The organism is Rugamonas sp. DEMB1, from assembly GCF_029834475.1.
Taxonomy (GTDB): Bacteria; Pseudomonadota; Gammaproteobacteria; order Burkholderiales; family Burkholderiaceae_D; genus Rugamonas; species Rugamonas rubra.
The window spans coordinates 3,288,172-3,301,110 of sequence record NZ_CP122407.1 but is presented as its reverse complement, the minus strand read 5'-3'; the positions used below and the strand labels follow the sequence as shown (position 1 = coordinate 3,301,110).

The window sequence follows — 12,939 nt, the reverse complement described above, 5'->3', positions numbered from 1 at the left end:
GCTTTGAAGGGCGGCAGCAGTGCCGTCCGCGCGCTTTTGAGTATCGATTACATGTTTTTAAAATATTTGACCCCGTTTTTCCAATACCTTTCCAGCAGCAGCCGCGTTGGGCTCGACGCCGTGCGCGCGCTCACCTGGCAGGAGGTGCGCGACCTGTCGCTGTTCGCCCGCCGCCGCCTGCGCGAGGAAAGCCTGCCCCAGGTGGCCGGCAGCCTGACCTTCACCACCGTGTTCGCGCTGGTGCCGTTGCTGACCATCGCGCTGGCCATCTTCACCACCTTCCCGATGTTTAACACCTTCCGCGCCTCGCTCGAAGCCTACTTCGTGCAGAGCGTGATGCCGAAGGCGATCGCCAACACCATCCTCAATTATCTGACCATGTTCGCCAGCAAAGCGACGCGGCTGTCGGCGGTGGGCGCGGTGGCGCTGATCGTCACCTCCATCGCCATGATGGGCATGATCGAAAAGGTCTTCAACCGCATCTGGCGCGTGCGCACCGAGCGCGGCTGGACCAAGCGAATTTTGGTGTACTGGGCCATCGTCACGCTCGGCCCGCTGCTGATCGGCGTGTCGCTGACCATGTCCGCCCAGTTCTCCTTGGCCACCAGCGATTTGGTCGGCGACATTCCCGTGCTTGGCAAGCTGCTCTACATGATTGTGTCGCTGTCGCTCACCACCGCCGGCTTCACGCTGCTGTACGTGGCCGTGCCCAACCGCGAGGTCGACTGGCGCGACGCCGCCTGGGGCGGCCTGGTGGCCGGCCTGGTGTTCGAGCTGGCCAAGCGCGCCTTCGCCGTCTTCATCACCCAGTTCCCCACCTATTCGAAGATCTACGGCGCGCTCGCCGCGCTGCCGCTGTTCCTGCTGTGGGTGTACGTGTCGTGGATCATCACGCTGCTCGGCGCGCTGCTGGTGGCCGCGCTGCCGGTGGTGAAGTACGAGCGCTGGTGGTACGAGCCGGCGCCGGGCGGCGAGTTCGTCGACGCCATCGCCATCCTCAAGGTGCTGCACGTGGCCTGCAAATGCGGCGACACGGCGCTGGTCAGCTCGCGCAAGATCCGCTCCAACACCCGCATCGGCTACGACGAGATGGACATGCTGCTCGAGCGGATGGCGGCCGAGGGCTGGGTCGGCCGGGTCAACGTCGAGGCGCCGCTGCGGGTGCAGTTTGGCAAGCGCGTCAGCGACGGCTCGGACCACTGGGTGCTGCTGGCCAACGTGCAGCGGCTGACCCTGGCCGAGGTGTACCGCCTGTTCGTCTTCGGCGGCATGCCGCTCAACGCCGGCGTGGTGGCCGACAGCGACGACGAGCGCGACATCCAGGCCGCGCGCGACGCGGCGGCGCTGGCGCGCAATGTGGAGACGGCGGTGGAGCAGGGGCTGGGGCGCACGCTGGAGGAGCATTTTGGGCCGTTGGATTGCCGCTAGCTCCAGGGCCGGCCTAGCCTGGAATGGGCGGGGCGGCCTCCACCGACAAGCGCATACCCACCGTTTGTAAGATCGCGATCAGCGTCTTCAGCGTGGGATTGCCTTTCGGTGACAAGGCACGATAGAGGGACTCGCGGCTGATGCCCGCTTGGCTGGCAACCAGCCCCAAGCCCCCGTAGGCTTCCGCCACGACGCGCAATGCGGCCAAGCCCGAGCCCCGGTCGGCAGGGTCGTCCAGCGATTCCATAGCCGCCCGCAGATACTCAACCGCCAAGGCATGATCGGCTCTCAATTCGGCGATTTCGCGTTCCCGATGCGAGACAACGTTCTTCAGCTTGTTCATGATTGCGTACTCTTCCATTCCAACCAGTATTGCTTGGCAAGCCGAATGTCGGCCGCCTGCCGCTTTTTGCTCCCGCCCATCAGCAAGATGACGATGGCTTGTCCATGCCGGCCAAAATAGACACGGTATCCTGCGCCGACATGGATACGCAGTTCCATAACGCCTTCGCCGACGGCGCTGGCATCGCCCAAATTGCCAGCCTCGAGCCTAAGCAAGCGGACCCGCACGTTTGCTGCGCGCGTCTATCGTCGAGCTGCGCCAACCACTCCGAGAACGGCTCACTTCCGTCGTCGCGTTGATACCGGAAAAGCTCCATCTTGCACCCGATTGTAGCTTATAAGCTAAACCAAGATAAGCTAGATACATGATGGAAGCTTTACGTTTGATCAGTTTCCATGCAGGGGCAAGCAACGGTAGGGCGAGGATTGGGGCAGCCGCTGTAGGCGCGTTTGCGGCCGCTCGGTTACTGCTGCTTAAAGTTAGGTCGCATCGCTAGTGGTCCGCGTGGCGCCAACTGTTGTAAGCAGAACCTTTCCGCCATTGGTTTCGGCCGCATCGTGTATTGCATCGCCGAGGCGGAACATTTTTTCCGCGTCGGCTTTTGCCGTGATCGTGAATTCCGCATTCCAACGGCCATTGGCCAAGCCTTGAACCTTCGAGGCCAAACTGGTGTTCTCCAACGCCATGGCGCACAGGGCCGCGCCGCGCTCGTCCGCGAAATTGGCAACGAACGTAAACTCATACGTTTTTGTCGGGTCCAGGGCGGGGCCGCTTTTCCCATATCGCAATACTGGGGGCAAGCCGAGCATACGGCGGAGTTTGTCTAAAATGCTCATTTTTTCTCTAATGATTATTCTGATAATTGCGTCCGGTAACGTCCAATCATCGTGACTACTCCAAGGAACAGCCAGCCGACTAGCACATAGCCCAGCAACAAGCCGGATGCGTTGCGCAGGGTGCCGCCGTAGCCAATGGAGGTGACGTCGATGAAGTAGTAGGGATAGACGCCCAATGCGGCGCCGCGAACCAAGGCATACGCAAAGTAGAGAACCGGGTAGGTGCTCCAAGCCAGCGGCGACCACCACGGCAGGCTGGGCTTCTGCAGCACAAACAACCAATAGGCGCAATACGAGGCCGGAACCAGATAGTGCATCACCACGTCAGCCAGCCATTGCAGCCCTTGCGGCGCCCACACGTGGCTCAACAAGAAATGGTAGCCCATCCCAACGAGAGCGATGCTGGTCGCGGCGCAGGCGCTCGTCTGGGCACTTTCGAAGAAGCGGCCCAGCCTGGTTGCGGGCGTGTACACCGGCAATGTCAGCGTCAACGCGACGAAAATGTTGGTCAATACGGTAAAGAAGCCGACATAGGTCAGCAATCCGTCTGCCAGCGTCTTCCCCTTGCGCAGGGACAACCACAACTGCAGCAAGATGCCGAACCAAGCCAGCAGCGCAAGCGCCGGACCGATGAAATCGCGGGTGCCGGCCCGCTGGGTTGGGGAGATGCTTGAAGTTGTGTTGTTCATAGGGATAAAACATCAGGGTAATGTTTGACCGAGGGCGCGGCAATCGAGATGGGGCGCTGATGCCAAGGTGCGGGATGCGAGAGCCGGTCCATGCCAAAAACGCCTCAGATCACGCTTCGCCTTGCTGGCGCGATCCCTTGCTGGGCGGCGGCTTCCCGGCTGTGCGTCTGTTATGCGTTGAAGCCACCGTCAATGGTCAGGCTCGCGCCGGTGACGTAGCCAGCCTCGGGACCGGCCAAGTAGGCGACCTCGTCGGCTGTGCCGTAGCGCTGCACCGCTACAAACTATGACGCGGTCAAGGACTGAGCTCATGAAATCAGTGACCATAACGCTATGAACGGCCCATTAGTCGGAGCAACTGATGACTGTTGCGAGCAAGAGTGGCGACAGCTTCATCGCTCCGCACGCCCCATAGAGATGCTAAGCGTTCGGCGGTATCATGGGTGCTCCAAGGCATGACCGTGGCTCCCGCAACTTTTGCAAATGGTCCATCGCTTTCGGGGACAATTTTTTCTCGAGCCATCTTCATCGCAAGGGCGCGACCGCTGGCGGATTCAAACATCGCAGGCCCAACACTAAACCAGCACCCGAATGCTTCTGCGGCCCTGAGTTCCGCAGGAGTCCCGGAAAACCAATGCAGTATAGCCGTTCCAAAACCTGGATGCTTTTGTAAAATCGCCAGCACATCCTTTACAGCCCCGCGTGAGTGAATGCTTAAGGCGCGTCCGCCCACCTCACTACAGCGCCGAATGACAGACTGGAAGATGTGTCGCTGAATTTCATACGAATGCTTGAACCGAGGCGAACCGTCGAGCCCAACTTCGCCCACCGCCGGTGCGATTGCAATTTGCTTGAGCAATAACTCTAGTTCTGCCGCTCGTTCATGAGCAATTTCGGGATGGAGACCAGGAGTTACAAGCACCTTGGGCGAGTTACCCAATACTCGGGACGTCGCCTCAAACGCTTTCGGGCTTGTCGTCACTAACCAGGTAAATTCATTACGGTGCAATGCTTCCTTGTAGACCTCCCGTGCGCGCGGATAGAGGTCTAGGTGACAGTGAAAATCCATCACAATATTCCATCTGCTTGGAGCAGCGCCTCAAGTTCTTGAATCCCAGTCTCGAGTACATTTCTGTATAAAGCGCGGTCATTGGTTGACGCGAACGCCAATGATGCACCAAGGAATCGGTCGAGACCTTGGTCGCGTACGGTCAAAATGGCCAAAGCGGCAGCCATCGGGTCATCCGGCCCGCTGGCCTTGTCCGAGCCTGCCAGAGTTGCATGGACGTAGCGCGTAGTGTCGCGATCTGGTCCCCACGCGAGGAACGCACTTTTGCGAATCATGCAGGGCACACAGCGCCCACAGTGTACGCGGTTGTATGTTCGGAATCGGCCGCAACTTGTGGAGTCTGACGCCAATGTTGTAAGAAGCGTCTGGTCCTGGCATTCGCGCAGCATCTCCCCTTTGGTTTTGAAGCGATAGGGTAGCTCAAGTTTAACATCAACCCCAAGCCCATCAAGCAACTCCTGCAGCATCGCAATAAAGAGAGGATGTGTCGTACGTGTACTGAGGCTGGCGACTCTGCCTGGTACAAGCGGTGGATTTATGCAGATAAATCCGTTTTCTGGAACGAAAACTGGAACCGGCGAACTAACGACTCTCGAGGCTGCTAAAATCGCAAAGGCGTAAAATGCCAAGGAGCGGCCACGAGTGGATGACTCACGCGGGCCGGAAAAACTTATGCCGTGACTCCACTGCATATGCGTTTCTCTGCCACCGAGGACACTCGCATAATGTCGTTGCCGTTCGGAGTCCTCATGTGCCAACTGTGACACCAGCAACGGTCGACGCCCTTGGCTGACTAGATCGATGCCCCCAATGAGGCTGTCTAACCCGCCAGACAACAACGACACACAATCGCGATTAAGCGGCTGTGCATTTCCGTTAGGTGGGAGGACTCCACCTTCAACGAAATGAAGTGTCCAGTAGTCGCCAGTTAGTACTTTCAGCATGGCTTCAGCATGGGCTTTTAGCGGTGTCCAATCCAGCGGTGCGTTAAGGCCGATTGTGAGCTCGATGGTGCGCGTCCAGCCATCGGCGCTCGTGCTTCGCACTCCGGCCAAGTCTGCTGCGCAAACGGCCAAGCAAAATTGGACGAAGTCCCACGTCTGCGCCGAGGGAGCGAAGCCTTTGCGCTTGAGCGATCCTCTCCAGCCCCTTGCTATGGTCCCTACTTCTGGAAGTCCGGCGGTCTTGAACAGCGTGAACGCACGTTCGCCCGTTGCGAGCGAACTTGGCAAGTTTTCGACAGATGTACATATAAATTTCATGAAGCAAAAACCTCCAGCGTTGATTGCAACACTTCATACGCCAGTCGCTTTGGATCGTGGCTAGCTGCGCCGCGTCGCTCCATGATGACGCGGACCTCTGACTGCACATATTCCCGCACGTCCTTGCGAAAAAGTTGAACCTGTTGCGGGCTGTACTTCAATCGTTCGTAGGTTTGCCCCAGCTGGAGGTCCATGCGATTACAGACATCGCTAGCAATGGTGATGGCCATTACGTCGTGAATTTGCAAATCCGTTAGTGCAAAGATATCGATGCCAGGATTTAGCTCGTAGAGCTGGCCGAGAGCTTCAGCTGCGGCGTTGCGCAGAGACTCATCGTCCGTACTTCCAGTATCAGGGAGGACTTCTTTCACCAATTCCAGGATGAGGTCATCGGCAGAAAGATTTCCTTGGCGTGCCCGATCAACCCAGTCGGTAACGCGTGCATCTGATCGGTCGCGTGCCGATGCTAAGAACTGGCCCAAGGCTCCAGCTCCTTTCGCTGTACCCCTCATGGTGGAGGCAGCACGCCGAGGGCCTCCCATACCCTTATTGACCATGCTCTTTGTAGCAGAGCGTAATGACTCGCGCCCACCGCCAGCGAGATAAGCAGACATTTGGGTGCGCGCAACTGCGAAGCGGCGACTAGGGGCGTTCATTGCTTCTTCTTGACCAGCTTCGCATTGGCCTGCATCGTCCGTGGAATTCTCGGCGGCGTCATCGCCAGCCTCGGATTCCGAGGCGTCAGCTTCGCCAGAGTCATTGCCATCGTCCGAAGCATCTGGCGTCAGCCATTCCGGATCGAATGGAGAGCCGCCTTTGCCGCCGGAGCTCGAAGTAGAGGTCCCCATCAGTGAGTCGCTTTCTTCGCACGTTGAATAGCCGCTTTTGCCGTTTTATCCACTAACGGAGCGAGCTCCCACTTATCAAGAACAGGACGGGCCCAGGTCTGCGTGTAGAGCATGGGAATGATGCCGGGTCCAATATCTGCCACCGGCGCCTCGCTCAACAGTGCCGCAGCCTTTGCGCTGAGTTGGCTGAAAACCTTGCATGGTTCGATGAGCGGAACTACATCTTCACCAGCTCGCCAAGTTCGCTTTGATGCCTTTAGCTGCCAAGCACGAACCATTGCCATCTCTGATTGAATCGCGCCAGCTGCCGTGATGGCCTGCGTCAAAGGACCGTTGGAATTCGTGGCGCTGACGAGCGCATCGCGCAAGGCGCGGCCTTCTGGAGTCATGTTGTCTGTGCCGAAGTCCCGCGTCGCTGTGTCCCGGCTAAGATGCAACAGTGGCCGCAAGTCCGTCTCGCCAAGTGCCGGATGAAGCTGCAACCAATCACGCGTGAAAGGGTCGTCCGTAAATGGTTCGGGAAGCGTCGCGCCCGGATCAGCGGCCAGGGACTCAGCTTCACGCAGCGCGTTCACACGGCCGTCGGATGCTGATGTGACCAAAGTGCTAAGTGCATTCGCTAGGGTTTCATCACAGCGTTCGACGAGATGCCACTTGGCCAGCGAGGGTATGTCGAGGGTGATACCTTGAGGCTCCGCAAGCGCGGACCGTAGATAAACAATGTTAAGGAACCGCTTCATCAGACGCGGATTTGCGTTTACTGCCTTGGACTGGGTGAGCAGGGGGGCCAGCCCCTCAGCTAGTCCCATTAGCGCGCCCATCTGTGCGTCGCCAGTACTAATCAGACTTAGCAAGAATTCGGTGGTGACGGCGTCTCCGCGCCAGCTTGCCTGGAGTCGCGCGGGAATAGCTTTCAGCGCAGCGGCGAAGTCAGAGTCATCAAAGTAGCCGTCCGCATTTGCTCGCTCCATTAGGAGAAGCGCTAAATATGCCTTCGCTTCGTTAGTGCCAAGCCGAGGGACGTGGAGTGGTACTTGGATCAGCTTGTCGAAATAGTTGGTAGCGACGTCGCTGGATATCTGGGTTCCTTCAAAATGCACGCGTACAGCACCACGGATGAACTCATTGTCGGCAGCAATGACGAAAGCACTTCGTTTGAGGAAGAGCAGGAGCCGAATTGACTCAAGCGTTGAAATAGCGGTTTTCGGCAGGCAGCGGTCTAAGTCATCCACAAAAACCACCAACGTCACTTTGAGCGATTCTAACAGCCCCTCCAAGGCATTTCGGAAGGCCTGGATTTCGTTGGGTAGTGAGATAGGATCAGCCGGTTTAAGCAGCGCGTCGCCTTTGTCGTCGTTGCCCTTTGCGTCATCGTCCGTATCACCGTCGTCGTCGCTGTCTCCCAAGCCCAAGAACCCGCCCGCTTTAGCGATAGCTTGACCAATAGACCCGACTGGTACGCCGGTATAAAGGGTTACCGCCGCTTCGCCTCCAAGCTGCGCGAGGCGAAGAAGATTTATCCGCTTTAGAAGTCGCTTGGCCTTGCTGAACAGTTTTTCATTGGAAGCGGCCAGGCGAAGTACCTCATCCCCGACGAGTTGAAGAAGCGCGCTGCGCGCGCCTTCGAAGTCCTGGTAAAGCCAAGGATTGAAAGTGACCACAACATAGGTATTCTGGTCCGGCATGGAGGACTGCCTCAGGCGACTTTCAATCATTCGAACCAATGAGGTCTTGCCGGCGCCCCACCCACCAGAAATCCCGACCGAAATCGGCATACCCCGGGACTGCTGCAAAAGTTTTGCACAAGCGTCGGCAACTACTCCGAAGTTTAAATAGTCAACTATTGTTTCGTTATCCGACCACACGTACGGCCCCCTTTGACGAAATAATTCGGTGCTGGCGCCGAACTAACTGTTTCGGTAAATTAACTTTTTAATCTTACCATAAGTTGGCATGAAAACTACATATTTTAACAATTGCCAGCGGCGCAAGAATGACAGCTTGATATCAAATATTTAACCGGCTCTAGCACAGCCGAATGGCGGCGCGCAAACCACCTGGGTGCAAATTGGCGCGATGCCACTCGATATGGTGGCGGGGGAACGGCATAACTCAGCCTGGACGGATGTGGGCCGTGCGCGACGGTGTAATTTACGAGACCGTGCCAACGCAGCCTAGTTCGTACCACCGTTATCCTTGGTTTGGACGTCCCGGGGGGGGGGGGGAATGAACCCCTCTGCCAAGGCCAATTCTGGCCGCATTGACTCAAGTGGCGCAGAATAAGGGCTGTCTATCAGAGTTCAAAGACAGGGTGAAGAAATATGGATAAGAATTTTCCGATCCTGCACTTCGAGTTTGCTCCCGCTGATGACCCGAAATTGCGGAATGATGGCTATGGGAAAGGCATGCTGATTCTGGATCGCCGCCCGTTCTGGTACTCAAATACTGAGAGCGATCCGCAGCCTTTCGATTGGACGTGGGTCGGCTTTCTTGAGCAGCCTGCTGTCATTTGGACGCCGCTCATCTCTGAGCAAGCCTATCCTTTCAAATGGCTAAATGACGTGGCGCCCGATCTTGGCGAGCTGTGGCGATGTGCAGAGTCGCGCTGGGCCCGGCTCGGCGATGCATTTGCCGATGCAGAGGAGCCCATCCTCTGTAACTTCGATCGCCGGCACAATCTTGCTGCCGGCTGGAAAGGCATTGCACTTCCCGTTCTGTTCTGGTTACGTGTTGGCGACAGCGTACTACTTTCAACTGAAAATGGCATCTCACTTTGCGCTTCCTTTTCGGCTTGCAAGGGGAGTATCCAAACCATAGGAGACACACTGAAAAGTACCTTTGAACACTCTCCAAATCCGCGCGTCGTTTCGGCCGTACGTGCATGGCAGTATCGGCTCGGTAAAATTTCTGAGACCGAACCAGATCAGCACGTCAGCGATGGTAAAAACTCAGGATCAGTTTGTTTTCCGATTAGAGCGGGAGAGCGAACGCCCTAGTAATCCATTGATTAGGTTGACGAACATGCGATTTTCCATTTTCTGGTTGCCATCGTCGATGCCAGCGTGTCTCTCTTCAGAAAACTTTGAAGCTGTTTGGCGTCATATATCTTTTTTTGGCACCTTGCCATTTTCGTGTCAAAATTGCTTCATTACATGGTTCTGGCTTACATAGGTTAGAAATATTAATTTTATGTAAATAATTTCAAAAAGGAAATTTTGTGTCTGAAATAATTGAAAATGGTAATGGCGATCATGATTCTGCTCCCGTGGTCTCTGTTGGGGATGCTAACTCAAAGGTTTCTTTGAAGATTTATCAAGATGTTTATCATCAGATTAATGGAAGGACTGAAGAAGTCCGGAAACGTTATGCTGAACATCTGCTTGTGGAATTCAATGAAATAGAACAATTGCATCATAAAATAATGCAACTTTGCGATGTTCATAACGTCGTTGCATCAAATGAAGTGGTATCAATTTTCCATGATAAGGAACGAAAAGAACAATTCACTTCATTTGAGCGCTTTAAACTATATAATACTAGCAGTACTAGCCCAACTCTAAATTTTGTCATGAGGTATAATTTTTCCATTATTCCAGCAGGACTTCAACGCACTCAAGAATATATCGTAACGGTGAAATTGACGTCACGAGTGGCCGTTATGGCGCAAATGGAAGCAGATGGCGCACCAGTTATGTACAGAAGAATTTTTGCCTATTCTTCTATGGTTGTTGCAGAGATAACAGTTGAATATGCCGATTATATAGTCGCTCGGGGATTTATTGAGGCATTTGACGAGTGGGTGAAAGGATGTAAAGCATCTCCATCACTCAAGTGGCTAGACGCTCTTCAGAAAATATCTCACGGTTTTGGAGATTTTTTAATGATTATTAATATCGGGTTAATGACGTTTTTTTCTTTAGGCTATGTTTCCAGAGAATTTGGGAAAGATGTTGGATTGGATACTGTGGCAAAATTCATATTGTTCTATTCATCATCATTATATATTTTTTCAATTTTATGCAGAAGACTGGGTGCTATTTTAGAATATTCTGTTGATAATTTTCCAATATTATCTTACTTAAAATTAAATCGCGGTGATGAAAATGTTATTGATAAATTCAGATTGAGCAGGCGTGACACGCTACTGCGGTTTGTTTTTGGTTCTATTTTGGCAGTGGTGCTGGGAATTATTTCCACTAAAATTGAAAAATTAATGTAGTGAGCCAAGTAAAATTAATATTCGATATCTCCTGCCAGTGGAGTTAATTGCTATTTGAGGAAAAGATGCGCGAAGAGAATTTTTCACTATTTCTTTTTCTCCATTCGGCTAATCTTGTCCATTGCCGCAATGTAGGAATTAAGTAATCCGTGGCGGGCATACATACGATATGGATTTCGAGCCGCCGCGTCGCGCATGTGCGTTTCATTGATCTGGCACCAGGAACAATACCTTGATTTGTTGATGAGCGGTTCCTGGCACGACGCACAATGCTGTAAGCTTGGTACTATGGAAGTGCCGTTAAAGACAAAAGGATCGCCGATTGAATTAATGAAAAATTGTGAAGCCGATGACTTGCCGATTTTCAATTGGAAATATTTGCAACCGAGTTCGGCTGCCCTGGCGCGAAGAGCTGCAATAGTGTCCATAGATGCACGGGGGCCGCTAATAAAAGAATTGACGCATTCATTCGGAACGTCCATAAGAATGATCTCGCCGGATAAGCGGGTTTTGCTTTCCTGAACTATCATTCTTCGTTCTTTTTCGTAGCTCCAACATGTTGTTTTTGTACAATAAGCAGAGTTAAATACCCCTTGTTGCAGCATGTAGACGTGACGCCCCTTTCCAATTGCTGATGCTCGATGGAGCATGTCAGTTAGTCCAGTATCCGGGGTGTCTCGGTAGTTAACATTGCCGAAACTGCTTTCCGGAAATTCTCTCGCCAGCTTCTCTTCATCGAATTCTATGACAAAACCTTCAAGATTCTGGGCATAATGCGCCCACATCGGAGGAACTGCGGGTGATAATGAAAAGCAAGTTGTAGGTAATTGTGGAAGTTCGCCAACAACCTCAGAGTAAAATGCAATAATTTCGGGCCTTTCGTTGAAGTCGACTGTTAGGAAAAGCTCATAAGGATCATTGAACTCATTTGGGCGGGAGCATTTTAGGGAAACATGCTCAGTAGAAGAAAGTAGCTTATTTAAATTGTTTGGACCAACATATTTGTAAATATTTTTGTTCATACTTAAAATGGTTTTTGTAAATGTAGTTTGGCGATGGTTTAATTGAAAACCCAGTATTTTTTCAGGTTGAGTAAAGATCAATACTAAGATCTAAATTGGATTTTAGTATCACGTGCATTATGGGCACTTCGAAAAACCTCACGTTTAGCCAAGCCGGGCCTTTGAAGTCATTTTTTTGTGTAGCTGCGTGTTGCTGAAAACGAGGTTATTCGATGTGCCCTAATTTTCCCGGAAATTTCTGAGCGGGTGCCGGAGTACGAGACAATCCTATGAAATTGTTCTAACCATCAGATAGAGTTAAATTTCGTAAATTAAATAATTTTCAGAGGCTTGCGATTGTTTTTTTATGAACAGTTGAGCATGGGTCTGCTCTTCGCTGGGACCGGCCGGTTAGTACGAATCACAGTAGACAACTAGCTCCCCATCCGCGCAAACCCCACCAACGCATCCAACACCGCATCCGGCTGCTCCGCCATCAGCTCATGCCCGGCATCCACCTGCACCACCTTGCCATGCGCAATGGACGAGGTCAGCAGCTTGGTCGAGCGCGGCGGCGTCATCATGTCGCGCAGGCCGAAGATGAACAGGGTGGGGCAGCGCACCGCCTTGGCGGCGGCCTCGCCGTTGGCGTAGGCGTTGCAGGCGAAAAAGTCGGTGTAGAACACCTGCGCCGGATTGATCTGCGCGATGCGCTGCTTGAGCCGCATGGCGCCGCCCATGGCGTAGAAGCCGGGGCCGGGGAAGGACGGCTTTTGCGCGATCGACGAGTGCGACCAGATGTTGACCATGTCAATGGCGGCCTGCTCGTCGCTGCGCGAGGTTTCCAGCAGCGTGTCGGAGACCTTCATCGGGTAGGTCGAGCCCAGCAGGCCCAGCTGGCGCACCCGCTGCGGCGCCTGGTGCGAGGCCTCCAGCGCGATCAGCGAGCCCATGCTGTGGCCGAACAGCGCGGCCTGGTCCACGCCGGCGGCGTCGAGCAGCTCCAGCAGCCAGGCGGCCAGCTCTTCGACGCTGGTCTTGGCGGCGCCCTTGCTGCGGCCGTGGCCGGGCAGGTCGACGGCCAGCACGCCAAAGCCGTGGTGGGCGAAGTAGCGGCTCTGCAGCGCCCACACGGAGTGGTCGTTCTGCGCGCCGTGGAGGAAGACGACGGTGGGCAGGGCGGCGTCGAAGGGCTTGCCGCCGGTGTAGCAATAGGCGTCCACGCCTTGCACGGTGAGCAGCAT

The 12,939-nt window shown here is 54.4% G+C and carries 13 protein-coding genes and 1 pseudogene; 3 read left to right on the top strand and 11 right to left on the bottom strand.

Translation table 11 applies throughout. From position 1 onward, the window contains the following. The first annotated feature begins 51 nt into the window (after positions 1–51). On the top strand, positions 52–1,428 hold the full coding sequence (locus QC826_RS14935) for a YihY family inner membrane protein (RefSeq protein WP_279766291.1): 1,377 nt from the start codon (positions 52–54) through the stop codon (positions 1,426–1,428). A 13-nt stretch (positions 1,429–1,441) separates the two neighbouring features. Here QC826_RS14935 and QC826_RS14930 read toward each other — a convergent pair whose 3' ends face one another. From QC826_RS14930 to QC826_RS14890, 9 genes and pseudogenes are all read right to left on the bottom strand, one after another. Continuing rightward, a complete protein-coding gene (locus tag QC826_RS14930) occupies positions 1,442–1,771 on the bottom strand; it encodes an addiction module antidote protein (protein ID WP_279766290.1) in 330 nt (109 codons plus the stop codon). Beyond that, on the bottom strand, positions 1,768–1,962 hold the full coding sequence (locus QC826_RS31650; RefSeq protein WP_409567835.1) for a type II toxin-antitoxin system RelE/ParE family toxin: 195 nt from the start codon (positions 1,960–1,962) through the stop codon (positions 1,768–1,770). Before QC826_RS31650 ends, QC826_RS14930 begins: the two co-directional genes overlap by 4 nt. A 288-nt stretch (positions 1,963–2,250) precedes the next feature. After that, positions 2,251–2,607 (bottom strand): hypothetical protein, encoded by a 357-nt coding sequence (locus tag QC826_RS14920; protein ID WP_279766288.1) that lies wholly within the window; start codon positions 2,605–2,607, stop codon positions 2,251–2,253. 14 nt (positions 2,608–2,621) lie between these two features. After that, a complete protein-coding gene (locus QC826_RS14915; protein WP_279766287.1) occupies positions 2,622–3,296 on the bottom strand; it encodes a Pr6Pr family membrane protein in 675 nt (224 codons plus the stop codon). 170 nt (positions 3,297–3,466) lie between these two features. Then, a pseudogene (locus QC826_RS14910) lies at positions 3,467–3,577 on the bottom strand (oxidoreductase); the annotation flags it as partial. A gap of 50 nt (positions 3,578–3,627) precedes the next feature. Then, positions 3,628–4,365, bottom strand: coding sequence for a Qat anti-phage system TatD family nuclease QatD (qatD, locus tag QC826_RS14905; RefSeq protein ID WP_279766496.1), 738 nt, complete (start codon positions 4,363–4,365; stop codon positions 3,628–3,630). Next, complete coding sequence (gene qatC / locus QC826_RS14900; RefSeq protein WP_279766286.1) at positions 4,365–5,627, bottom strand: Qat anti-phage system QueC-like protein QatC; 1,263 nt, start codon at positions 5,625–5,627, stop codon at positions 4,365–4,367. Before qatC ends, qatD begins: the two co-directional genes overlap by 1 nt. Continuing rightward, entirely contained in the window at positions 5,624–6,475 is an 852-nt protein-coding gene (qatB, locus tag QC826_RS14895; RefSeq protein ID WP_279766285.1) for a Qat anti-phage system associated protein QatB, read from the bottom strand. Before qatB ends, qatC begins: the two co-directional genes overlap by 4 nt. After that, positions 6,475–8,340: a P-loop NTPase fold protein gene (locus QC826_RS14890; RefSeq protein WP_279766284.1), complete on the bottom strand. Its 1,866-nt coding sequence runs from the start codon at positions 8,338–8,340 to the stop codon at positions 6,475–6,477. Before QC826_RS14890 ends, qatB begins: the two co-directional genes overlap by 1 nt. 456 nt (positions 8,341–8,796) lie before the next feature. Here QC826_RS14890 and QC826_RS14885 point away from each other — a divergent pair, with 456 nt between their 5' ends. Together QC826_RS14885 and QC826_RS14880 are read left to right on the top strand one after the other, a co-directional pair. Next, positions 8,797–9,471: a hypothetical protein gene (locus QC826_RS14885; RefSeq protein WP_279766283.1), complete on the top strand. Its 675-nt coding sequence runs from the start codon at positions 8,797–8,799 to the stop codon at positions 9,469–9,471. A 221-nt stretch (positions 9,472–9,692) separates the two neighbouring features. Next, entirely contained in the window at positions 9,693–10,694 is a 1,002-nt protein-coding gene (locus tag QC826_RS14880; RefSeq protein WP_279766282.1) for a hypothetical protein, read from the top strand. An 86-nt stretch (positions 10,695–10,780) separates the two neighbouring features. On the opposite strand, the gene QC826_RS14875 is transcribed toward QC826_RS14880, so the two are convergent. Continuing rightward, positions 10,781–11,797, bottom strand: a complete 1,017-nt coding sequence (locus QC826_RS14875) for a DUF2971 domain-containing protein (protein WP_279766280.1) — start codon at positions 11,795–11,797, stop codon at positions 10,781–10,783. Positions 11,798–12,129: 332 nt separating this feature from the next. Beyond that, positions 12,130–12,939 (bottom strand): alpha/beta fold hydrolase, encoded by an 810-nt coding sequence (locus QC826_RS14870; RefSeq protein ID WP_279766279.1) that lies wholly within the window; start codon positions 12,937–12,939, stop codon positions 12,130–12,132.

Coding starts and splice junctions, on each gene's coding strand:
- QC826_RS14915 (WP_279766287.1), bottom strand. CDS start 3,296: ATGAACAACACAACTTCAAGCATCTCCCCAACCCAGCGGGCCGGCACC.
- QC826_RS14885 (WP_279766283.1), top strand. CDS start 8,797: ATGGATAAGAATTTTCCGATCCTGCACTTCGAGTTTGCTCCCGCTGAT.
- qatB (WP_279766285.1), bottom strand. CDS start 6,475: ATGGGGACCTCTACTTCGAGCTCCGGCGGCAAAGGCGGCTCTCCATTC.
- qatD (WP_279766496.1), bottom strand. CDS start 4,365: ATGGATTTTCACTGTCACCTAGACCTCTATCCGCGCGCACGGGAGGTC.
- QC826_RS14870 (WP_279766279.1), bottom strand. CDS start 12,939: ATGCTGCTCACCGTGCAAGGCGTGGACGCCTATTGCTACACCGGCGGC.
- QC826_RS14935 (WP_279766291.1), top strand. CDS start 52: ATGTTTTTAAAATATTTGACCCCGTTTTTCCAATACCTTTCCAGCAGC.
- QC826_RS14930 (WP_279766290.1), bottom strand. CDS start 1,771: ATGAACAAGCTGAAGAACGTTGTCTCGCATCGGGAACGCGAAATCGCC.
- QC826_RS14920 (WP_279766288.1), bottom strand. CDS start 2,607: ATGAGCATTTTAGACAAACTCCGCCGTATGCTCGGCTTGCCCCCAGTA.
- qatC (WP_279766286.1), bottom strand. CDS start 5,627: ATGAAATTTATATGTACATCTGTCGAAAACTTGCCAAGTTCGCTCGCA.